The 22,312-nt window shown below is 53.0% G+C and carries 20 protein-coding genes and 1 tRNA gene; 17 read left to right on the forward strand and 4 right to left on the reverse strand.

The features are described 5' to 3' along the window. Positions 1 to 53: 53 nt before the first annotated feature. Complete coding sequence (gene parC / locus ACK3CJ_RS02460) at positions 54 to 2,357, forward strand: DNA topoisomerase IV subunit A (RefSeq protein WP_409524822.1); 2,304 nt, start codon at positions 54 to 56, stop codon at positions 2,355 to 2,357. A gap of 33 nt (positions 2,358 to 2,390) precedes the next feature. On the opposite strand, the gene ACK3CJ_RS02465 is transcribed toward parC, so the two are convergent. Continuing rightward, positions 2,391 to 4,229, reverse strand: a complete 1,839-nt coding sequence (locus ACK3CJ_RS02465) for a hypothetical protein (protein ID WP_409524823.1) — start codon at positions 4,227 to 4,229, stop codon at positions 2,391 to 2,393. A 191-nt stretch (positions 4,230 to 4,420) separates the two neighbouring features. Here ACK3CJ_RS02465 and ACK3CJ_RS02470 point away from each other — a divergent pair, with 191 nt between their 5' ends. From ACK3CJ_RS02470 to lipB, 12 genes are all read left to right on the forward strand, one after another. After that, complete coding sequence (locus ACK3CJ_RS02470; protein ID WP_409526537.1) at positions 4,421 to 5,677, forward strand: glutamate-5-semialdehyde dehydrogenase; 1,257 nt, start codon at positions 4,421 to 4,423, stop codon at positions 5,675 to 5,677. 3 nt (positions 5,678 to 5,680) lie between these two features. Beyond that, a complete protein-coding gene (gene nadD / locus ACK3CJ_RS02475; RefSeq protein ID WP_409524824.1) occupies positions 5,681 to 6,331 on the forward strand; it encodes a nicotinate-nucleotide adenylyltransferase in 651 nt (216 codons plus the stop codon). Between the two features lie 13 nt (positions 6,332 to 6,344). Next, entirely contained in the window at positions 6,345 to 6,698 is a 354-nt protein-coding gene (gene rsfS / locus ACK3CJ_RS02480; RefSeq protein WP_409524825.1) for a ribosome silencing factor, read from the forward strand. Positions 6,699 to 6,700: 2 nt separating this feature from the next. Then, positions 6,701 to 7,168 (forward strand): 23S rRNA (pseudouridine(1915)-N(3))-methyltransferase RlmH, encoded by a 468-nt coding sequence (rlmH, locus tag ACK3CJ_RS02485; protein WP_409524826.1) that lies wholly within the window; start codon positions 6,701 to 6,703, stop codon positions 7,166 to 7,168. 9 nt (positions 7,169 to 7,177) lie between these two features. Beyond that, complete coding sequence (gene mrdA, locus ACK3CJ_RS02490) at positions 7,178 to 9,070, forward strand: penicillin-binding protein 2 (RefSeq protein ID WP_409524827.1); 1,893 nt, start codon at positions 7,178 to 7,180, stop codon at positions 9,068 to 9,070. Next, positions 9,070 to 10,212, forward strand: a complete 1,143-nt coding sequence (rodA, locus tag ACK3CJ_RS02495) for a rod shape-determining protein RodA (RefSeq protein WP_409524828.1) — start codon at positions 9,070 to 9,072, stop codon at positions 10,210 to 10,212. The genes mrdA and rodA overlap by 1 nt, the downstream gene beginning before the upstream one ends. A gap of 9 nt (positions 10,213 to 10,221) precedes the next feature. After that, on the forward strand, positions 10,222 to 11,247 hold the full coding sequence (mltB, locus tag ACK3CJ_RS02500) for a lytic murein transglycosylase B (RefSeq protein ID WP_409524829.1): 1,026 nt from the start codon (positions 10,222 to 10,224) through the stop codon (positions 11,245 to 11,247). A gap of 13 nt (positions 11,248 to 11,260) precedes the next feature. Beyond that, positions 11,261 to 12,133 carry a septal ring lytic transglycosylase RlpA family protein gene (locus ACK3CJ_RS02505; protein WP_409524830.1) on the forward strand — a complete coding sequence of 291 codons (873 nt, stop codon included), beginning with the start codon at positions 11,261 to 11,263 and terminating at the stop codon, positions 12,131 to 12,133. 83 nt (positions 12,134 to 12,216) lie between these two features. Continuing rightward, positions 12,217 to 13,383, forward strand: a complete 1,167-nt coding sequence (locus ACK3CJ_RS02510) for a D-alanyl-D-alanine carboxypeptidase family protein (protein WP_409524831.1) — start codon at positions 12,217 to 12,219, stop codon at positions 13,381 to 13,383. Positions 13,384 to 13,419: 36 nt separating this feature from the next. Next, entirely contained in the window at positions 13,420 to 14,289 is an 870-nt protein-coding gene (locus tag ACK3CJ_RS02515; RefSeq protein ID WP_409524832.1) for an aminotransferase class IV, read from the forward strand. After that, on the forward strand, positions 14,286 to 14,561 hold the full coding sequence (locus tag ACK3CJ_RS02520; RefSeq protein ID WP_409524833.1) for an HP0495 family protein: 276 nt from the start codon (positions 14,286 to 14,288) through the stop codon (positions 14,559 to 14,561). The genes ACK3CJ_RS02515 and ACK3CJ_RS02520 overlap by 4 nt, the downstream gene beginning before the upstream one ends. Then, positions 14,558 to 15,229 carry a lipoyl(octanoyl) transferase LipB gene (gene lipB, locus ACK3CJ_RS02525; protein WP_409524834.1) on the forward strand — a complete coding sequence of 224 codons (672 nt, stop codon included), beginning with the start codon at positions 14,558 to 14,560 and terminating at the stop codon, positions 15,227 to 15,229. Before ACK3CJ_RS02520 ends, lipB begins: the two co-directional genes overlap by 4 nt. 34 nt (positions 15,230 to 15,263) lie before the next feature. On the opposite strand, the gene ACK3CJ_RS02530 is transcribed toward lipB, so the two are convergent. Then, positions 15,264 to 16,709, reverse strand: coding sequence for a PLP-dependent aminotransferase family protein (locus ACK3CJ_RS02530; protein ID WP_409524835.1), 1,446 nt, complete (start codon positions 16,707 to 16,709; stop codon positions 15,264 to 15,266). Positions 16,710 to 16,857: 148 nt separating this feature from the next. On the opposite strand from ACK3CJ_RS02530, the gene ACK3CJ_RS02535 reads away from it, so the two are divergent. The 4 genes from ACK3CJ_RS02535 (at position 16,858) to ACK3CJ_RS02550 (ending at position 21,313) form a co-directional block, all read left to right on the forward strand. Beyond that, entirely contained in the window at positions 16,858 to 17,466 is a 609-nt protein-coding gene (locus tag ACK3CJ_RS02535; RefSeq protein ID WP_409526538.1) for a LysE family translocator, read from the forward strand. 91 nt (positions 17,467 to 17,557) lie between these two features. After that, positions 17,558 to 18,367 carry a hypothetical protein gene (locus ACK3CJ_RS02540; protein WP_409524836.1) on the forward strand — a complete coding sequence of 270 codons (810 nt, stop codon included), beginning with the start codon at positions 17,558 to 17,560 and terminating at the stop codon, positions 18,365 to 18,367. Positions 18,368 to 18,477: 110 nt separating this feature from the next. Continuing rightward, on the forward strand, positions 18,478 to 19,662 hold the full coding sequence (locus ACK3CJ_RS02545) for an MFS transporter (RefSeq protein ID WP_409524837.1): 1,185 nt from the start codon (positions 18,478 to 18,480) through the stop codon (positions 19,660 to 19,662). Positions 19,663 to 19,762: 100 nt separating this feature from the next. Then, positions 19,763 to 21,313: a cation:proton antiporter gene (locus ACK3CJ_RS02550; RefSeq protein WP_409524838.1), complete on the forward strand. Its 1,551-nt coding sequence runs from the start codon at positions 19,763 to 19,765 to the stop codon at positions 21,311 to 21,313. 1 nt (position 21,314) lies between these two features. Here ACK3CJ_RS02550 and ACK3CJ_RS02555 read toward each other — a convergent pair whose 3' ends face one another. Both ACK3CJ_RS02555 and ACK3CJ_RS02560 read right to left on the reverse strand, forming a co-directional pair. Further along, positions 21,315 to 21,920 carry a MarC family protein gene (locus tag ACK3CJ_RS02555; protein ID WP_409526539.1) on the reverse strand — a complete coding sequence of 202 codons (606 nt, stop codon included), beginning with the start codon at positions 21,918 to 21,920 and terminating at the stop codon, positions 21,315 to 21,317. Positions 21,921 to 22,104: 184 nt separating this feature from the next. Further along, a tRNA-Leu gene (locus ACK3CJ_RS02560) sits at positions 22,105 to 22,191 on the reverse strand. Positions 22,192 to 22,312: the final 121 nt, after the last annotated feature.

Below are 22,312 nucleotides of genomic sequence, written 5' to 3' on the forward strand. Positions count from 1 at the left end.
TGGCTCCGGCGATGGAGTCTTGTCTTGCGCAACTGACTGAAGTGGATCTGTGAATGAGTATAGAAACAACCTTTAGCGGTGAAACAGAGAGCCTGCCATTGAGAACCTTCACTGAGAAGGCTTATCTCGATTACTCCATGTATGTCATTCTGGATCGCGCTCTGCCGCATATCGGCGATGGGCTGAAGCCGGTGCAGCGACGCATCGTGTATGCGATGTCGGAACTGGGGCTCAAGGCCACGGCCAAGTACAAGAAATCGGCGCGTACCGTCGGTGATGTGTTGGGTAAGTTCCATCCGCATGGCGATTCCGCCTGTTATGAGGCGATGGTGCTGATGGCGCAGCCTTTCAGCTACCGCTATCCACTGGTGGATGGGCAGGGTAACTGGGGCTCACCGGATGATCCCAAGTCATTCGCGGCGATGCGTTACACGGAGTCACGTCTGGCCCCCTATGCCGAAGTCCTGCTGAAGGAGCTGGCGCAGGGTACGGTCAGTTGGGTGCCCAACTTTGATGGCACGATGGATGAGCCGGAAGTGCTGCCGGCGCGCCTACCCAATGTGTTACTTAATGGTGGCACCGGGATTGCGGTTGGCATGGCGACTGATATACCGCCACATAACCTGCGCGAAGTGGCGAGCGCCTGTATCCATCTGCTGGATAACCCGCATGCTGATCTGGATGCTCTGTGTGAGTTTGTACCTGGCCCGGATATGCCGACAGATGCCGAGATCATCACGCCGCGTGAAGAGTTGCGCAAGCTCTATACGACCGGGCGTGGATCTGTGCGGATGCGAGCGGTTTATGTGAAAGAACAGGGCGATATCGTCATTACCGCACTGCCGCATCAGGTATCAGGTGCCAAGATTCTGGAGCAGATAGCGCAGCAGATGCTGCAGAAAAAACTGCCGATGGTCAGTGATCTGCGTGATGAGTCAGATCATGAAAACCCTACCCGTCTGGTGATCATCCCGCGCTCCAATCGTATCGATGTTGAGCAACTGATGGCGCATCTGTTTGCGTCTACTGATCTTGAGCGCAGTTATCGCGTCAACCTGAATATGATCGGTATTGATGGCCGTCCCCAGGTCAAGGATCTGCGCCAGATACTGGTCGAATGGTTGAGCTGGCGTACCCAGGTGGTGCGCCGCCGTTTACAGCATCGTCTGCAGAAGGTGATAGATCGCCTGCATATCCTTGAAGGTTTGATGATCGCTTATCTGAATATCGATGAAGTGATCGCGATTATCCGTCAGGAGGATCACCCCAAACAGGTGATGATGGAGCGCTTCGGTATCACTGGTATTCAGGCTGATGCGATTCTGGACCTGAAACTGCGTCATCTGGCCAAGCTCGAAGAGTTCAACATTCGCACCGAGCAGAATGAGCTGGATGAAGAGCGTAAACATCTGGAAGAGACGCTTGGGTCCGATGAGTTGATGCGTCGCCTGATGCGAGAAGAGATAGAAGCAGCCGCTGAAGAGTATGGTGATGCCCGCCGCTCTCCTATTATCGAGAGTGTGGTGGATGCTCAGGCGTTCAGTGAGAAAGATCTGCTGTCGTCCGATCCTGTGACGGTGGTGATCTCCAAACAGGGCTGGATTCGTGCTGCGCGGGGACATGATATTGATGCCGCCGGGTTGAGTTACAAGTCGGGGGATGCCTTCAAGCTCGCCTGTGCCGGGCGGATGAATCAGCCGACAATTCTGATTGATACTACTGGGCGCAGCTATACGCTGGATACTCACACGCTGCCATCGGCCAGAGGTCAGGGTGAGCCTGTAACCGGCAAGTTGAGCCTGCCCAAGGATGCAACGATAGATGGCATGATCTGTGGTACAGAGAAGGAAAAGGTGCTGCTGGCCTCTGATGCTGGTTATGGTTTCATTACCAGTATTGCCGATATGAGCAGCAAGACCAAGAATGGCAAGGGCGTACTGACACTGCCGAAGGCCTCTCAGGTGTTACCGCCGATCAAAGTCAGAGATATCTCTTCGCAGCGACTTGCCGCTGTCACCAATGAGGGGCGCTTGCTGGTGTTCCCGGTCACTGAGCTGCCTGAACTTGGTCGGGGTAAAGGCAACAAGATCCTGAATATTCCGTCAGCACGGGCTGCGGCGCGTGAAGAGCTGTTGGTGGCGCTGGCGGTTCTGGATGATGGTGATACGCTGGTGGTCAATTCAGGCCGGCAGCATCTGAAACTGAAAAATGGCGATCTTGAGCGCTATGTCGGTGAGCGGGGACGGCGTGGCAATAAGCTGCCGCGAGGCTTCCAGCGGGTTGACTCGATGGAGGTGATTCCCGGTAAGGAGCAGCCTGAGAGTGAAAGTGCAGAGGTGCCCGACACCGAGGTGTGAGATGTTGCCGCAATAGCTGACCCAGGGATTGCTTCAGCGTGAACCCTGGGTCGGCTTGTTACGGTTGTTCAGCTTGGTCAGCAGGTGGCGTGCCTGCTTCTCCAGCAGTTCCTGATAGGAACTGCCAATCTGCAGTACCAGCACCTTGTCCTCATCTTCACGGCGGATGCTGGCCCCGGATAGCAGTGACGACTTCAGGTCGGGTGCTTCCGTCAGGCCGGTATGGCTGATCAGCTCATTAGTCTGTGTGGTGCGCGTCAGAAAACGCGCCTCTTCCAGTAGGCGATCCAGTTTTTGCCTGTGACCGCGTACGAGCGCCATATGCAGATTCAGTACCGGGCTGAACAGGCGAATACGACTCTGGTTGTACTGCTTGTACAGATGGGTGAAGAGCATGGCAGCACACATGGCATTTACCCCGTGTGCATCCTGCTGTTCGGGTTTATCAAATATCAGTTGCAGATCACCGTTATTGACCGGTTCGACACGGCCGCTGTAAATCACGGCAACCGAATTGGCGAGCAAACGATAGGTCTTCAGCAGATGCTGCCTGTCCGCCTCATCAACATGTTCGGCATGTGCGCTGGTGCTGTCGATCAGGAACAGATAACCCGCTTCTTCCGGTGACAGCAGCAGCTCAAGATCCTGTTCAAAGCGGTACAGATCCAGCTGTTCCTCGCCTGCGTCCATCAATGGGTTGGGGCGTGCCGGTTCTGTTGGTTGGGGTTCCGGCATCATCTCGTCAAGTTCAAAAATATCCAGAGCCGGGTCATCATCCAACCCTTCCGACTGCTGGCGTCCGGAGGGTGAAAAGGCTGGCATGCTGCCATATCTTTCGCGTTCGGGTTTGAGTAACGATACCAGTGCTTCATTGTCCAGTTCCTCCTCTTCTATCTCCTGAGTGGAAGTGAAAAGAGGGTCATCATCAGAATCAGGCTCAGAGTCTGATGGCATATCCATCGCCGGCCCCTTATTTGGAGTGGTCTCTGGAGTGGTCTCTGGAGCAGTCTCTGGAGCCGTATCGTGCATATCCAGATCGGGAATCTCATCTTCGTCATGGATAGGGGCCGGCTCAGTCAGGTCGCTATCATATGAGGCTTCGTTTGCAGGTGGCGCTGCAGTGGGCTCTGTCGCCGGCGATCTGACAGGAGTGGCATCTGTGAGTGTGACTGGCTGGTCTGCTTCAGTTTCGGCATGGGGTTCTGGAGCAGTTGCCTTTAGTGCTTCCTGCGGCACAGGCTGGCGATACAGGGTGTCGGTCAGCACGGGGATACTGTCGCGCTCATCCTCTGTGACTGACTGCATCACCTCTTCGAAACGGGGTTGTGTATCGGCAGGAGTCTGCCTGGCTGGGCTGGGTGGTCTGAGCGCGAGCCACAGGGAGATCAGGCCAGCTATGGAGGTCAACAGGGCCAGAAGGGCTGCCAGCCATTGCTGGCGCTGTATCATCAGCCGCACCGGCTCAGGGTTGCTCCAGACCATCAGCTCGCCAAGCAACTCATCACCGCGTACCAGCTCTATCGTGTGAGCGTCTCCCTGTTGCTCACCGGCGGTAGCCAGTACAGTGCGATTGGCGTCTGTCAGACGTATGCCGCCGATCATCTGCTGCGCCGTAATTTCGTTGATCAGATAGTTCAGGCTGATGCGATCATTACTCAAAAGCAGTGGCTGTACCAGAATTGCAGATGTTCTTGCCAGGTCGCTGGCCAGCTCGTTGGCATGACGCTCAGCACTGATGCGGCTATCCAGTACCAGAATCAGAGCGCTGAGAAGTGCTGAAAGTAATAGTGTAAGGGCGACCCGGACAACAGCCCTGCGCTTTTCCTTCCCGGACCTGACGGGGTTCGTTTCCTGAGTGTCCTGATGGTTCATCGACAGGCAAAATTCCACTGTATCAGATAGATAATGGTCAAAGCGCGATGATAACAGCAATAGGGTGCGAGTCCCACTCCACTGATATACCAAACGTCAGTCAAAGATCACTCAAACAGCCCATGACCCAGAGGCTCAGGGGCGCTATAATGGCCCTTTTGATACGCCACAAAATTCGGGAAACCGGTGAGATGAATGTTGAGCAGTATATGGTCCAACTGGGACAGCAGGCACGTGAAGCGTCACGCCTGATGGCCAGTGCGGATACCCATGTAAAAAACGAAGCCTTGCTGGCTATGGTGGACGCGCTCAATCAGAGTCGCGAAGCGCTGGCAATTGCGAATGCGAAGGATCTGGAGGCCGGGCGCCAGAAGGGTCTTGATAGTGCCATGCTGGATCGTCTGGAACTGACGCCGGCACGTATCGATGCGATGATTGAAGGTCTGCAGCAAGTGGCAGCACTGACCGACCCGATCGGTGAAATCACCGGTATGAGCTATCGTCCCAGTGGGATTCAGGTTGGCAAGATGCGCGTTCCGCTTGGCGTGATCGGTATCATTTATGAGTCTCGCCCCAATGTGACAGTCGAGGCGGCCAGTCTGTGTCTGAAATCAGGCAATGCCACAATTTTGAGAGGTGGCTCAGAAGCCGCTCACTCCAATCAGGCGATAGCCACCTGTATCCGTGCGGGGCTGAAACAGGCGGGACTGCCCGAGACTGCTGTGCAGGTCGTGGAAACCACAGATCGTGCTGCGGTCGGCAAGTTGATCACCATGCCTGAGTATGTTGATGTGATCGTACCTAGAGGTGGCAAAGGTCTGATCGAGCGGATCTCTGCTGAAGCCAGAGTGCCCGTGATCAAACATCTGGATGGTATCTGCCATGTCTATATAGATCAGATGGCAGACAAGACCAAAGCGATCAATATCGCGCTGAATGCGAAGACTCACCGCTACGGTACCTGCAATACCATGGAAACCCTGTTGATCCATGCCGACAGAGCTCCTGAAATATTGCCTGAGCTGGCTGAACAGTTGAAGAGTCTGGGTGTGGAACTGCGTGGTTGTGAGCGCACACTGGCGTTATTGCCCTATGCTGTTCCTGCAACGGAAGAGGACTGGTCAACTGAGTATCTCGGGCCGATTCTGTCGATCCGTCTGGTGGATAGCCTGAAGCAGGCGATCGATCATATCAATCACTACAGCTCTCAGCACACGGATGCGATTGTCACCGAAAACTATACGGATGCACGTATTTTCCTGCGTGATGTTGATTCCAGCTCTGTCATTGTCAATGCCTCGACACGCTTTGCCGATGGCTTCGAGTATGGGTTGGGAGCCGAGATAGGTATCTCGACCGACAAAATACATGCACGTGGACCGGTGGGCCTGCTCGGGCTGACTTCCGAAAAATATGTCGTGTTTGGCGATGGCCATGTGCGCAGCTGAGTGATGAGTGACTCGCAACCCTGGGTGTTCATGGGGGGAACCTTTGATCCCGTGCACAATGGTCATCTGCGCACGGCGCTGGAAATTCAGCAGTGGCTGGCGTGTGACCGGGTACATCTGATTCCGTCGCGCTCGCCGGTTCATCGAGACGAACCGGGCTGTACGGCCCGGCAGCGTCATGACATGCTGACGTTGGCTGTTGAAGGGGAGTCCTGCCTGGCAGTGGATGCACGCGAGATTGAGTCGCAGCAAGACTCCTATACCTTGAATACACTTAAATCACTTCGCCGGGAGTTGGGTGATCAACGCCCGTTGGTGATGGTGATGGGGGTGGATGCCTATTTAACCCTGCCAACATGGCGGCAGTGGGATACTTTTCTGTCGCTGTGTCATATCATTGTCGTATCGCGCCCGGGTTATCACTTTCATCCCGAGGTGCAGGTCAGCGAGTTGACGCAAAAACATCGCATAGATAAACCGGCGGCGTTGAGTCGTCGGCCCTGCGGTGGGGTGTTGATTCATGAATTGACACCCTTGGGTATTTCAGCCACCCAGATCAGAAACCTTATAGCAGATGGGTTTTCACCCCGCTATCTGATGCCTGATCAGGTCTGGCATTACATTAAACAAAATAAGCTGTATGGCTATAAATGAGGCAAAATATTTGATGCAAGCGGATCAAATGATCGAATTGGTACAAAGCGCGCTGGATGATATGAAGGCCAAGGATATTGTATTGCTGGATGTAACCGGTAAAAGCAGTGTCACCGACTTCATGATGATCGCCAGTGGAACGTCGAAGCGTCATGTACTGTCTGTCGCACAGGCAGTGATAGAAAAGGTCAAGCAGGCAGGCCTGCAGCCGCTGGGTTCTGAGGGGCAGAATGCAGGAGACTGGGTTCTGGTCGATCTGGGGGATGTCGTTGTACATGTGATGATGCCAGATGCGCGCAGTTTCTATGATCTTGAGCGTCTATGGCGTTTTGAGAACGAAGGAAAAGAGCGGGTGGTCAGTCAGTAACAGTGCGTATACGTCTGATTGCAGTGGGTACTCGCATGCCCGCCTGGGTCGAAACTGGCTATAGCGAGTATGCCAAACGCCTGCCGCCTGATTTTCAGCTTGAGCTGGTCGAGTTGGCGCTTGGGCACCGTGGAAAGGGGGCAGACCCCGCACGTGCCATGCGTGCAGAGGGCGATGCGATGCTGGCAGCAATAGGTAAGGGTGACCGGGTTATTGCGCTGGCTGTGGACGGCAGGAACTGGTCGACCGAGCAGTTGTCAGAGCAGGCTGCAGCCTGGCGGATGAACGGCTGCAACGTCAGCCTGTTGGTGGGTGGTCCGGATGGGCTGGATCCACGCTGTATAGCGGCGGCAGATCAGAAATGGTCCCTTTCGGCGCTGACATTGCCGCATCCTCTGGTGAGAATCCTGTTGGCTGAGCAGATTTATCGTGCCTGGACCCTGCTTCAGGGTCACCCATATCACAAATGATGTAACTCTATGGCCCCCTTTGAACGGTTAAAGGACTACAGCGAAGAGAATGCGACCTTCGGGCGCAGAGCATTACTGGCTCTGTTTATTGTCTGTGTCCTCTTCCTCATTCTGATCGCACGTGTTTACTACCTTCAGGTGGTGGAATTTGAGCGCTACACGGCCATCTCCGAGCGCAATCGTGTGCAGTTGCAGCCAGTACCTCCCAGGCGAGGTCTGATCTATGATCGGAACGGCGTATTGCTGGCGGATAATCAACCAACCTTCAGTGTCACCCTGCTACGCGAAGAGATTCGCAATATGGAGGAAACACTGCAGGGGTTGGCTGATCTGATTGAGATCAGTGACCGTGACGTGGATCGGTTCAAACAACGAATGCAGCAACGGCGGCGCCCTTATGAGACAGTCCCTCTGCGCTTTCGACTGACAGAGGATGAGATCGCACGCCTCGCGGTCAACTATCATCGCTTCCCCGGTGTTCAGGTGGAGGCTGATCTTATTCGCTACTATCCCTATGGCAGCTCACTGGTGCATGCGCTGGGGTATGTCGGACGTATCAATGAGCGTGACCTGGAAACTCTCGACCCTGTGACCTATGCCGGTAGCAACTATATTGGCAAACTGGGGATAGAGAAATTCTACGAGTCGGTGCTGCATGGCAAGGTGGGTTGGCAGAAGGTTGAGACCAATGCCCGGGGGCGCGTGTTACGTATCCTTGAGCGGGAAGACCCTGTACCCGGTGAAGATCTTGTTCTGAGCCTGGATCTCAGATTGCAACAGTTTGCTGAGTCATTGCTCGAAGGTAAAAGGGGGGCGATTGTCGCTATTGAGCCTGATACGGGCGGGATTCTGGCGCTGGTCAGTACACCTGCTTATGATCCCAATCTCTTTGTGACCGGGATTTCATCTGTAGACTACGACGAATTGCGTGACTCTCGAGATCTACCTCTGTTCAATCGCGCAGTACGTGGTGGTTATCCACCGGGTTCAACCATCAAGCCTGTTATCGCAATGGCTGCGATTGATAGTAATACAGTACCTCTGGACTATAGGGTGTTTGACCCAGGTTATTTCGAGATTACACCGGGTGGGCGGCGTTATCGCAACTGGCGCCGTTCAGGGCATGGCTGGACTGATCTTAACAGCGCCATGGCGCAGTCGAGTGATACCTGGTTTTATGATGTCGGCTACCGTATGGGTATTGATCATATGTCCGAATATCTGGAGATGTTCGGTTTTGGTCAGGTGACGGCTCTGGATACGCCCGAAGCGATTCGAGGGGTGCTGCCGTCACGGGAGTGGAAAAGGGCGACACTTGGCGAGCCCTGGTACCCCGGTGACTCGGTGAACCTGAGTATTGGCCAGGGATATCTGGTGGCTACCCCCCTGCAGTTGGCGACTGCGGCGGCTGTGTTAGCCAATCGAGGTACATGGATGCAGCCTGCTTTGTTGCAGGGAGTGTTAAGGGAGAGCGATGAAGGGATCACGTTGACCCGTCCGGAGCTGGGTGTGGATGATTCAAAAGTGCCTGACCTGAATGTCAAGATGTCGGAGCTGTGGGAGCCGGTTGTGCAGAGTATGGTGGATGTCGTGCATGGGCCGATAGGAACGGCGCGTGCGGTCGGGCGCGGTATGCAGTATGAGATGGCGGGAAAAACAGGAACGGCGCAGGTCATCGGGATTGCGCAGGATGCTGAATATGATGCGGATGCGATAAATGAGCGGCATCGCGATCATGCGCTGTTTATCGCTTTTGCACCTGTTGATGATCCGCAAATAGCTGTGGCTGTTATTGTTGAAAATACCGGAGGCGGCTCCAGCACAGCAGCGCCGGTGGCGCGTGAGTTGATGGATGCCTGGCTGCTGGATGATTATACGAGTCAATTGGAGTGGGCCAAGTAGTGAGTAACCGAGATTTTCAGCGCACCATGCCGGGGGCGGATGTTCACTTCCAGCGCCCGGCCAGTTGGTGGAGTTACACGCGCTTGGACATCTGGATGTTACTCCTGCTTTTTCTGCTGTGCAGCTATGGGTTATTCATCCTCTATAGCGCATCGGGGCAGGATACAGAGTACGTCACACGGCAGGCAATACGTATGTTTGTTGGCTTTGTGGTCATGGTCGGGCTTGCTCAGATCAGGCCGCGAGCATATAAAAAGCTGGCACCCTGGCTCTATGTTGTCGGCGTACTTTTGTTAGTGGCCGTGATGCTATATGGGGTTGGAGCAAAAGGTGCGCAGCGCTGGTTGGCGTTGCCCGGCTTTCGATTTCAGCCATCCGAGCTGATGAAGCTTTTTCTGCCACTGATGGTTGCAGCCTATCTTGCACGCAGTGCACTCCCGCCCAGCTTCAAGCATCTGCTGGCGAGCTTTATTCTGATTGCGATACCGACAGGGCTGATCATGCGGCAGCCAGATCTTGGCACCAGTCTGCTGATCTCCGCATCCGGTATATTTATCATTCTTCTGTCAGGGGTACTCTGGCGCTATATTCTGCTTGCAGGTGTGGCAGGTGCGGCTGCATTACCCGTCTTGTGGATGGGAATGAAAGAGTATCAGCGACAGCGAGTACTTACATTTCTTAATCCCGAGAGTGACCCGCTGGGTTCTGGCTGGAACATTATTCAGTCCAAAACCGCTATCGGCTCCGGTGGAATTTCCGGTAAGGGCTGGTTGCAGGGAACCCAGTCGCAGTTGAACTTTCTGCCGGAATCGCACACAGACTTCATCATTGCCGTGATCGGCGAAGAGCTGGGCATGTATGGGGTATTGTTACTGCTACTGCTGTATATCCTGATTATTGCGCGTGGAATCATGATTGCGATCAATGGTGAAGATAGCTTTGCACGCCTGCTTGCAGGCAGCATCACGCTGACGTTCTTCGTATACGTCATGGTTAATATAGGTATGGTTACCGGTCTTTTACCGGTGGTAGGGGTGCCGCTGCCGATGGTCAGTTACGGCGGGACATCCATCGTGACATTGATGGCCGGCTTTGGCATCCTGATGTCGCTTCAGGCTCAATCCAGAAAGTTCAGGCGCTAAGGAGTTGTAATGTTTAAAAAGGTATTCAGACCCTGGTTGCCGGCAGCAGTGACTCTCCTGCTCGGTTGGCAAGTGCAGACAGCCGTTGCTGAAGAGCTGTTTCAAGGCAGTTATGCTGATCATCCGGATGCGGCAGAAATGATCGCCAGACTGGTTGGGGAAGGTTTTGATGAGCAGTATCTGCGAAATGTTCTGGACAACGCACAGCGCCAGCAGAGTATTCTGGACCTGATGGATCGCCCTGCCGAACGACGCTTCAACTGGACAGAGTATCGCGCCCTGTTTGTTGAGCCTGTTCGTATCAGTCAGGGGTTGGAGTTCTGGTCTGAGCATGAAGAAACCTTGCAACGTGCTGAAGACACCTTCGGTGTGCCGGCTGAAATCATTGTCTCGATCATTGGCGTGGAAACGAGATACGGCAGGATCATGGGCCGTCATCGCGTACTGGATGCACTGGCGACACTGGGGTTCGATTACCCGCGTCGTGCTGAGTTCTTTCGTGGACAGTTAGAGGACTACCTCAGGCTGATTCGCGAAGAGTCGATTCCAGCAGGTGAGCTGATCGGTTCCTATGCCGGTGCGATGGGTTATGGGCAGTTCATCCCTTCCAGCTATCGTAGCTATGCCATTGATTTTGATGGCGATGGCAAACGCAATATATGGAGTAATGAGGTTGATGCCATCGGCAGTGTAGCCAACTACTTCAAAGAGCATGGCTGGATACCGGGAGGTGAAGTACGCAGCAATGTAGTGATGAATGAGCCGGCAGATCCGGAGTGGATCAATGCCAGTCTGTTACCTTCATTGACCTTGCGGGAGTGGCGTGACAGAGGTATCCATACCAGTAGTGATGTATCCTTGGATCAAACGGCGGCTCTGTTGAGTTTTACAACTGATGATGGCGAGCAATACTGGTTTGGATTGCAGAATTTTTATGTCATATCGCGTTATAATCACAGCCGGATGTACGCTATGGCTGTGTACGAGTTGAGTCAGGAGATACGCCAGGCTCGTGAGCAACTAAAGATCGAGTGAACGTGGAAAAATGATGCGCTTACTGTTTATATTCCTGCTGGCTATTGTGGTACTTGCTGGCTGTTCCTCCCCGCCTGAAAAGCCCAAGGTGGGAGAGGTTAAGACGCCTCCTGCAGCTACCAACGCTGGGCGTTACTCAATGCTGCACGATAAGATGCCCAAGAATCCACCGGATGTGAGCCGGGTGCCGGATGCGCAGCCGCGTTTTGAAGCCTACAGTCGCTCCGGTAATTTCAGCCCGTATCAGGTGTTCGGGAGAACTTATCATGTCATGCCAACATCGCAGGGATATCGTGAGCAGGGCTCGGCTTCCTGGTATGGTGAAAAATTCCATGGTCATCTGACTTCCAATGGCGAAGTATATGATATGTATGAGATGACGGCGGCACATAAGTCGTTGCCGCTGCCTACCTATGCCAAGGTCACCAATCTTGATAACGGGCGCGAGGTGATAGTACGCATCAATGATCGTGGACCTTTTCATGAAGGAAGAATCATCGATCTGTCATATGCCGCGGCTTATCGTCTGGATATAGTGCGTACAGGTACAGGGCGAGTCGAGGTAGAGGCTATCACGCTCGAATCACAACCTGAAATTCAGTTTACATCGACAGGTGCACCCGCAGGGATGCCAACTGTTGTCAGCAAAGATAACAGCTTCCTGCAGGTTGGCGCCTATTCTACAGAGGAAACTGCACTACAGGTGCAGCAGCGCGTCCAAAGTCTGGTTAAGGATCTACCGGTCGTGATTCGACCTGCCGCTCAGTCAACTCGGACACTTTATCGCGTTCAGGTAGGACCTCTTGCGCAACAGACGACGCTGGATTCACTGATTGCAATGCTCAAGGCCGCTGGATTGGGGGCGCCGCAACTGGTGGACCTATGACAAAAATTGCCGGTAGATGGAACCCTGACGGAGTGATCAGGTCAATTCGATGATAACAAAACTGTTCAGACTAAAGAGTAAACATGGCTATTCAACGATCTAACTTTCTTTCGGCAACTCTCCTGACGTTGGCGTTGTTACTGGCAAGTATGCCTGCACTGGCTTCGATTATGATTCCTGCTCCTCCACAGATTGGCGCGCGTGCCTGGCTGGTGATGGATCCTGAAACCGGTGTGGTGATAGCTGCTCATAACGAAAATGAGCGCTTCGCACCAGCCAGTCTGACCAAAATGATGACCAGTTATATCGTTGAGCGGGAACTGCAGAATGGCAATATTTCCGAGCAGGACATGGTCTCGATCAGTGAAAAGGCCTGGCGTACAGGCGGCTCACGCATGTTTGTGCAGGAGGGTACTCAGGTCAGCGTGATTGATCTGCTCAAAGGGGTGATTATTCAGTCAGGTAATGATGCATCGGTTGCGTTGGCAGAATATGTAGCTGGCAGTGAACGTGCTTTTGCAGACATGATGAATCAGCATGCTGCGCGCCTGGGGATGACCAATACAAATTTTGAAAATGCCACAGGTTTGCCGGGCGAGCAGCATTACTCTTCTGCTATGGATCTTGCGATTCTGGGGCGGGCGCTGATTACTGAATCGCCTGACTATTACAAGCTCAATTCCGAAAAAGAGTTCACCTATAACGAGATACGCCAACCCAATCGTAATCGTCTGTTGTGGCGTGATGAAAGTGTTGATGGGATCAAGACAGGTTTTACCAATGATGCTGGCTACTGCCTGGTGACCTCTGCCGTTCGTGATGGTATGCGTCTGGTAACGGTTGTGATGGGCGCTGAGAACGAAGAGGCCCGTGCGCAGCAGAGCCAGAGTCTGCTGAACTATGCGTTCCGTTTTTACAGAACCCAGGCGCTCTATGATGCGGGTCAGGTATTGAACGAGCCGCGTATCTGGGGTGGAAGCAGTGATATTGTCAGGCTCGGTCTGGCGGAGCGACTGGCTGTGACTCTGCCGCGTGGGCAGGAAGATAATGTGGATGTTACGCTGGACATGCCCAGTCACATCAAGGCACCGGTGATGCAGGGACAGGAGTTGGGTCAGATTGTTGTCTCAATGGATGGAGAACAGGTTCGCAGCATGCCTTTGATTGCGCTCGAAAGCGTTGAACAGGGCAGCCTGTTGAAACGTATCTGGCATGCGATCATGTTGTTTTTTCTGGGGTTTTTCTCCTGATGGCGTGAGTGATCTGAGCTGGGTGGTTAAGTGGCGATGAATGCTGATATTGTTTATCTGAACGGGCAGTATTTGCCAGCTGACGAGGCCAGAGTCTCGGTTTTTGATCGCGGCTTTCTATTTTCCGACAGCGTATATGAAGTGATCCCCTTTTATCGGGGGCAGGGATTTCGGCTGGAACAGCATCTGGCAAGACTGGAAAACAGCTTGCGGATGATTGCGCTGGATGTGAACCATCCCTGGGAGGCGATACTGTCAGAGCTGATCAGTCGTAATGGTGGCGGTAATCTGTCTGCCTATCTGCAGGTAACGCGTGGTAGCGCGGGTCGGCGCAGCGTTGCCTATGAAGCAGATTTGCAGCCGACGGTTTTTGCCTGCTGCAGTCCGATAAAGGATATCTATGCGGCGGGACCTGAGCAGCAGGTCGAGTACCGTGTCATCGTCACCGAGGATCAGCGCTGGCGTCGTTGTGATATCAAGGCAACAGGCCTGCTGCCAAATATTCTGGCGCAGCAGCAGGCGCGTCAGGTTGGAGCAGATGAAGCACTACTGATGCGGGATGGACGCCTGATGGAAGGTGCCTCCAGTAATCTGTTTATCGTGCGTGACGGGGTTATTTTTACCCCTTCCATGAGCTATGGCATTCTGGGTGGTACAACCCGCGAGCTGGTCATCGAGCTGGCGTTGGAGCATCAACTTTCACTGCAGGAAACTGATTTCGGCTACACTGAACTGATACAGGCGGACGAAGTGTGGATCACCAGTTCCACGCGTGGTGTCGTGCCGGTTATTGAGGTGGACAGCCAGATGATTGGTCAGGGTAATAAAGGGCCAATCTGGCGAAAAATGTTTGATTATTTTACCCGGCAACAGCGTGAGCTGATGGCCGGAGAAGGGCGTGTATGAGCGAAATGAAAGAAGCACCCAAGATATCTTTTCCCTGTCCTGAATATCCGATCAAGGTTGTGGGTGATGCGCATGAGACTTTTCGCAGCTATGTGATAGAAACCGTGCAGATTCATGCACCGGATCTTGATATTACACAGGTAACGGTGAATGACAGTCGTAATGGCCGTTTTCAGTCTATTCGACTGAAAATTACAGCGACCGGTGAGGAGCAGTTGCAAAAACTGTTTGAAGATCTTAAAGCCTCCGGCCGCGTGCATATGGTGTTATGAGCCAGTCAGATGTGGCTGGTGCCGCTGATACGGTGATTGTGCGTCACCTTGGGCCGCAACCCTACGAGCCGATCTGGCACCGGATGCAGGCTTTCACGAATCAGCGTGGGGATGATACTCCGGATGAAATCTGGTATCTCGAACATCAGCCTGTTTATACACAAGGTCAGGCGGGTAAGGCCGAACATGTATTGAACCCTGGCGATATCCCGGTGATACAGGTGGATCGAGGCGGCCAGGTTACCTATCATGGTCCCGGCCAGTTGGTGGTCTATCTGCTGCTGAATCTGCGACGGCGTAAACTGGGTGTGCGTGATGTGGTAACACTGATGGAAAATGCGGTGATCGAGCTGCTGTCATCTCAGGGGGTCACGGCAATGGCCCGACCTGATGCTCCCGGTGTGTATGTAGAGAACGCCAAGATTGCTTCATTGGGGTTGCGCGTGCGAAGAGGCTGCTCCTTCCATGGCCTGGCCCTGAATGTTGCTATGGATCTGGAGCCTTTTCAGCGCATAAATCCCTGCGGCTATGCCGGTATGCCAATCACCCAGGTGACGGACTATTCACCTGAAATGACGGTGCAACTGGCTGCCGATACCCTGGTTGAGTATCTGTGCAGCCAGATCGGCTATACCAAGATTACTCAGGCAAAATCGCTGGGGGAGTAACCGTTGCCCGTGGCGACTTTCCTCCCCGCTGTATTCAGACCAGCATATTCATGCACTGCGGTGGTGTCTGCAGCAGTCTCTGTAAGCGTTGCAGGGCGATCTCCAGCTGCTGCCTGTCACCAGGTGGGCTGACGCAGAAGCGTACCGCCTGCGGCGCTGGATGGTTGCCGGCGCAAAAGGGTTCAGCACTCAGTATCCTGACACCCTCACGCATGGCTGCCTGGACAAAATCGCTGGCTCGCCAGGGATCCGGGAGATTCAGCCAGACCATGAAGCCATACAGGTTGTGTCGATAGACATAGCCTTCAAGATAATGAGCGACCAGTCGCTGACGCTCACTGACCTCATGCCACTGCCACTGTGCCTGTTCATCCGCTTCACCGCTGTCGATCCACTGACACAAAATGGTTGCCGGTAGTGGTGGGCACATCCAACACTGGGCGCGCAGCGCATTTTTCATCAGTCGCATCAGATGCTCTGGTGCCTTGATGACGCCAACGCAGATACCACCGGCCAGAAGTTTGGAAAAGCTGAACAGATGACAGGCTCTCTCTGGTGCTATCTCGCACAAGGGCATCAGTCTTTCGCTGGCAGGCAATGCCTGAGTGGCATCCTCCAGAATCAGAAAATCATAGCGCGCTGCCAGCTCTGCCAGTTGATGGCGTCGTTTGATCGACATGCGGATACTGGTCGGGTTGTTCAGATCTGGCATCAGATAGATGAGTCTCGGGTGTTGCTGCTGGCAGACTCTTTCCAAAGCGGCAACATCCATCCCTTCACCATCCATGGCGATACCCTGATGACGCAGACCCAGTTGTTTACAGGCGGCGATCAGTCCCGGATAGGTGAGATTGTCCGACAAGACCAGCTCGCCAGGTCGCAGCAGGGACTGTAGTGTGGTGAAGATGCCATGCTGGCCACCCTGTGTCAGGAGTAGATCTTCGGCTGTAGCGGTCACGCCATATCGGGTCAGCCATTGGGCAAGCGTGTTGCGGCGCTCAAACATACCCTGTTCGGGTTGATAGGATAGCGCTGCGGCCAATGCGGAAGCATCTCCACTGACCTGCTGCAGCGCCCGCCCGAATCGCTCTATGCGGGTAGGGTCTGGAATGGTCAGGCTCATTGATAGATCAATTTCGCCCTGCTCCAGCTGTACCGGATGGTTGAAAATTGGCGTCTTGTTGGTGTTGTGGTCCCGGACATAGGTGCCGCTGCCAACCAGGGCTGTCAGAATGCCGCGTCTTTCCGCTTCGGCATAGGCACGGGTGATAGTGCCGGTCGTCACGCCCAGTGCATCGGCCAGCAATCTCTGGGGAGGCAGACGAGTGCCCGCCGGGAGTGCGCCGCTGCGCACCGCATCGCTGATAGCATCGGCCAGAGCGCGGTAACGTGGGCCTGGGTAAATAGTCAGATCTGGCAACCAACTACAGCGTTGACGAGCTTTTGTCTGAGTTGAAAATGCCTGAGTCGAAAATGTCATGGTAACAATAATCCAATTGAACCTTTAATCTAAGAGTATATGCTCATATTGTACCTTTCAATAGTGTGCAATTAATTCGAATGGATCCATACAATTGTGGACGGTGATGATTATGGCGATCGAAGGCGGTTTGACTCTGGGATGGCAGATGAACATGGAGGGGTTGTTGCTATTGGCGCCTGCTGCGATATACATGATGGCCATGACACTGACGCCAGGACCTAATAACGTGATGTTGACCGCTTCCGGTGCGAATTACGGCTATCGGCGAACGCTACCGCATATCACGGGAATATTACTGGGCTGCTTTGTGTTGTTCAGTCTGATTGCACTGGGGCTGGGGCTTCTATTTGAGCGATATCCCATGGTGCAGACGGTGCTCAAAATAGTCGGGAGCGTCTATTTGCTCTGGCTGGCATGGAAAATTGCCCGAGCAGCACCGCCAAATCTTGATATCGATAGTGACAGTAAGCCTTTGCTGCTCTGGCAGGCGGCTGCTTTTCAGTTTGCCAATCCCAAGGCCTGGGTCATGGGACTGGCGCTGATGGCCGGCTTTCTGCCGGAGGGAGGAAACCCCGTACTGAATGCGCTCTTTCTGGCCGCCTTCAGTGAGCTTGTCGCCTGGCCTTGCATCTCACTCTGGGCACTGTTTGGTGTTGCCTTGGGCAAGCTCCTTAAAACACCGCTGCACTGGCGCTGGTTCAATGGCACCATGGGTGTCATGACGGCAGCCTGTGTGGTGTTTATACTGGCTTAAGCCTATTCAAGTACCGATCTGTTTGGTTGACTAAATCAGAGCGATTAGGGCAGAATTTCTTTATTCAATATGGATATAAAAGGAACTGCATATGAGACTGCTCTGGATGGCGTTAATGATGATGTTCACGTCTACTGTTTTCGCTACAGGAACTGTTGAGAATCCTGCACCAAGCACTACAGAAGCTGGAATAGGTGTTATTTCAGGTTGGCATTGCACATCAGAAATCATTGAAATCTATATTGATGATCAGTTTATCGGCAGGGCTGGATCAGGTACTCCCCGAGGTGATACGCAGCAGATATGCGGGCATCAAAATACAGGCTTCTCACTTTTGTTTAACTACAATCTGTTGAGCGAAGGGGCTCATGTGCTCAAGGCTTATGCCGATGGTGATCTGTTTGCGACAAGAACATTTTCATCGGCCCAGTCAGGCGGTGCCGACTTCCGTCATGGTGTCAGCAGGTCAATCATAGTGGATGATTTCCCGGTTAATGGGCAGTCAACCATTCTTGAATGGAGTACGGCTAAACAGAATTTCGCCATCAAAAACATCGTCAGTAACCAGGGGTTGGATGGTACTTATCGACTGGTGCGTGTTAGTTTGCAAGACTCATCCGATAATTTGCTGGATACTGAGCAGGCAAATGTATCTGCAAGTGGTACGTTCATCTTAAGCGGTAATAGCTACAATCAGCAGATGACGGTTACAATTAATGGCCAGGTAACAAATGTGCAGTTTGGTGGCACTCTAGATGACAGGGGTTATTATCTGATTGACAGAGAAAATAATAAAAACGTAGTCATAGTTGAGAGAGGATCCAAGCTCATCACATCAAATTTGATCTATCTACAGGGGGTGGGTTGGGTCAACGAGATTGATCAGTGGGAAAAAATGTAGCTCTATGATCCGATATATCTGCTGATACACTTGGATACACACTGCCGCTCGACTGTGTCAGCAGAAAAGTTCAGAATCATACAGTCACTCCTTTCTACATAGAGCAATCCATGGCAAATTCACTGCCTGCTGCAGTGCGGTCAGGCGCGCTGTCACAGCCCACATTGTCCTATTTTCTGATGTTTATCGCGATAGGCATGGTCAGCGGTATTCTTGGGCCAAGCCTGACGCATCTGGCTGAACAGACGGGTTCAACAATGAGCCAGATTGCGCTGTTGTTTACAGCGCGTGCGCTGGGGGTCATGTGTGGGGCGGTTATCACCGGACGCCTGCTGGATCGTTTTGATGGCCATCGTATCATCCTGGTGATGATTCTGCTGACGCTCGTCAGCATGTTGTTGGTGCCGCTTAGTCCTCTGTTGTTGATGATGCTGGTGATCTTTGTGTTGGGTTACGCCGAGGTTTCGATCAATGTCGGTGGCAACCTCATGCTGATGCGCTGCTACCGGGAGCGCTCTGGTCCCTATATCAGTGCCTTGCATTTCTGCTTTGGTCTGGGTGCGATGACGGTGCCGCTGCTGGTGGTATGGTCTCTGAATTTATCAGGTGCGGTCATCTGGAGTTTCTGGGCGGTGGCGCTGTTGCTGTTGATGGTAGGTCTGATGCTCTTTCCTCAGCCCAGCCCATCACCTCCTGAGACGCAGGTTGCCGAATCAGAAGATAAGCCTGTTGATCTGCCGCTGTTTCTGATTCTGCTGTTGATGTTCAGTATTTATGTCGGGATCGAGATGACCTACGCCGGTTGGATCAGCACCTATGCAGTTCTGGAGGGGTTGAGTAGTTCGGATTCGGCTTATCTGGTGTCAGTGTTCTGGTTCAGTCTGTCTATCGGTCGATTACTGGCTATTCCGCTACTGAGGACTGGGCGTTACATGACGATACTGCTGGGATGCTTTCTACTGGCAGTGATGATGATCATCAGCCTTATCAAGGGTGCTTTATCGCTGTTCTGGATTACGCTGTTGTTTGGGTTGTCGATGTCGGCGATTTTTCCAACACTGTTCACCCTGGGAAGCCTGTTGTTGAAACTTAATGGCAAGTTGACCGGGTTGATTTTCCTTTCCTGCGGAGTTGGTGCGATGGTGGCTCCCAGTCTCACGGGGCCTCTGATTGATAAGTTTAGCGCGGCAGCGATGCCTCTCCTGTTACTCGGAATGCTCTTGGTCATGCTGCTGGGAGTTGTGGCATTGCGCTTGAGAACCCGTTTCTTATACGTAGAAAACGACAGACTGTAAAATCTCTTTTTTTCACTTTGAGCGTAGAGCTTATAGTTACTGGCAATATGGCCTGTGTTAGATTGTCAGTTCAATTGAGTTAATCAAGGTTGATTGATCAATGGTTGAAGCTGTCTGGATCGTATTCGCATTTATGACCGGCCTGGTAGTCAAAATGGTGGGGCTTCCGCCTCTTGTCGGCTATCTACTGGCCGGTTTTGCCATCGGGGCTATCGGAAGCAGGATTGGGTTGCCAGCAGAAAGCAGTGATATGTTGGCTCACCTGGCGCATCTTGGTGTATTGCTACTGCTTTTCACGGTTGGTCTCAAGCTCAAGCTGCGCAATCTGGTCCGACCGGAAGTGATCGGTGGCGGTTTACTGCACTTTCTTATCTCCTGCCTCTTGTTCATGCCAGGTATATGGCTGCTTCTGGATGTGGACTGGTATTCATCGTTGATGTTGGCGATTGCTCTGTCCTTTTCCAGTACGGTTCTGGCAGCCAAGGTCCTGGAAGGTAAACGTGAGTTGAGGGCCTTTCATGGCCGCGTAGCGATCGGTATTCTGATTGTGCAGGATCTGATTGCGCTGTTGGTGATGAGTATTGCCAGTGGGCAGTCCCCCTCTGCCTGGGCATTCGTTATATTCGGTATTCCTCTGTTGCGTCCTGTGCTTTATCGGCTGCTTGATGCCAGTGGACATGATGAGCTATTGGTATTACTTGGTTTACTACTGGCGCTGGTGGTTGGAGGGCAAGGTTTTGAGTTTGTGGGTTTGAGCTCTGAGCTGGGTGCGTTGGCGTTTGGTGCGCTTCTGGCAAACCATAAACGTGCGGGTGAGTTGTCTCAGTCTCTGTGGAGTATCAAGGAGATATTTCTTGTTGGTTTTTTCCTTCAGATAGGCATTGGAGGGTTACCTGATGCTCAGGCATGGATGTTTGCGCTTGCCATGATTGTTCTGCTTCCTCTCAAGGGAATGCTGTTTTTCTTTCTGTTGATTATCTTCAAGCTCAGGGCGCGCAGTGCCTTTCTGTCGAGTTTGAGCCTGACTAACTACAGTGAGTTTGGTCTGATTGTCGCCAGCGTTGTCTTGCCGCAATGGCTGATACCGCTTGCGCTGACAGTCGCGCTTTCGTTTGTAGTGTCTGCCCCGCTGAATCGGCTTGCACACCCCTTGTATGAAAAGATGTCGCGTCGGTTATTGCCAATGGAGCGTGAGTGCTTTCATCCAGACGAACAGCCTGTATCGCTGGGCGATGCTCAGATCCTGATTGTCGGGATGGGACGGACGGGAACGGCAGCCTATGATTTTCTCAAACCCCGTGATATCCCCATGATTGGTCTGGATTCAGACCCGGTTAAAGTGTCGAAACACGTAACTGATGGGCGCAATGTTGTTTTCGCAGATGCGGAGGATCAATTGTTGTGGAAAAACATGGAAGCACCAGGTCTTCGCTATGTGATTCTGGCGGCGAATGATGTCGAAGCCAAGGTGATTGCTGCGCGTAAGCTGCGCAAGTATGGGTTTCAAGGCGTCATAGTCTCCCATAGCATGCATACAGATCATGCAGCTGCCATCACCGAAGCGGGAGCCAACCATACCTATGAGACAATGTCAGAAGCAGGTGTAGGTCTGGCGGGACACGTTTTCGCATTAGAACAAGAAAAAAGCTGATTCAGATGCCTGTTAAAAAGCCTTTGATGCCACTCATAACCAGTTGAGCAGCCATTGCTGCCAGAATAAGGCCGGTGATTTTGCTCAGAATGTTCAGTCCCGTGCGGCCAAGCAGCTCCTCAAAAAAAGTGCTCAGATGCAGCAGTACCAAGAGGCAGGCCAGCGCCAGCGTCATGCCGAGAATGCCGGTGAGCAGGTCCCATCCGGTCAGCTCGGCACCATAGACCAGTATCGCGCCGATGGTTGCCGGACCGATGATGGTGGGTATGGCAAGCGGTACGACAGAGACATCATCACGCTCCTCTTTCGGCATGCCGGTCGCGTGGGTACGGATACCATCTCGTACCAGACTCACGGCAGACAGGAACAGCAGTATGCCGGCACCGATACGGAAAGAGTCGAGGGTGATTCCAAGCACGGAAAAGAGCGCGCCACCGAAAAACATCAGAACCAGGCTGGTGAAAAGCGAGGCAAAGACGGCGCGATTAGCGACACGTCGACACTCTTTACGGGTCTGGCCGCGGGTCAGGGCAAGGAACATGGATACAACGAAAAAGGGTGCAAACAGGAAAAAGAATTTGATCCAGGTCGAGAACAGCAGGGTCAGCATGTCAGGGGCTCCACAGGACGGGATTTACGTGTTAGCTCACCCGACGCAGGGAGCTTGAATACCAGAATAGCCCATGGAAATTGAGTCACTCGTCATAAGCAACTGTATAAGCAATTGTAAAAATAACAACGAGGGCTGAAGAGGGTCTTTCCAGAAAAAACTGAATTTAGAGAGCCCAGGTTGGTAGCGGTGGGCGGACTCGAACCGCCACGCCCGTTAAGGCAACGGATTTTGAATCCGTCGTGTCTACCAATTTCACCACACCGCCAACTTCTGGGATCTACTTTTTGTACTCTACACTTTTGACTACCTGCAGCAGTTTCAGTAAAGCAGACCTGCTGCAAACCGGTAATCAAGGTCGCACATTATAATCGCTTTCAATCCGTGGT

The organism is Nitrincola salilacus, assembly GCF_046271865.1.
Classification (GTDB): domain Bacteria; phylum Pseudomonadota; class Gammaproteobacteria; order Pseudomonadales; family Balneatricaceae; genus Nitrincola; species Nitrincola salilacus.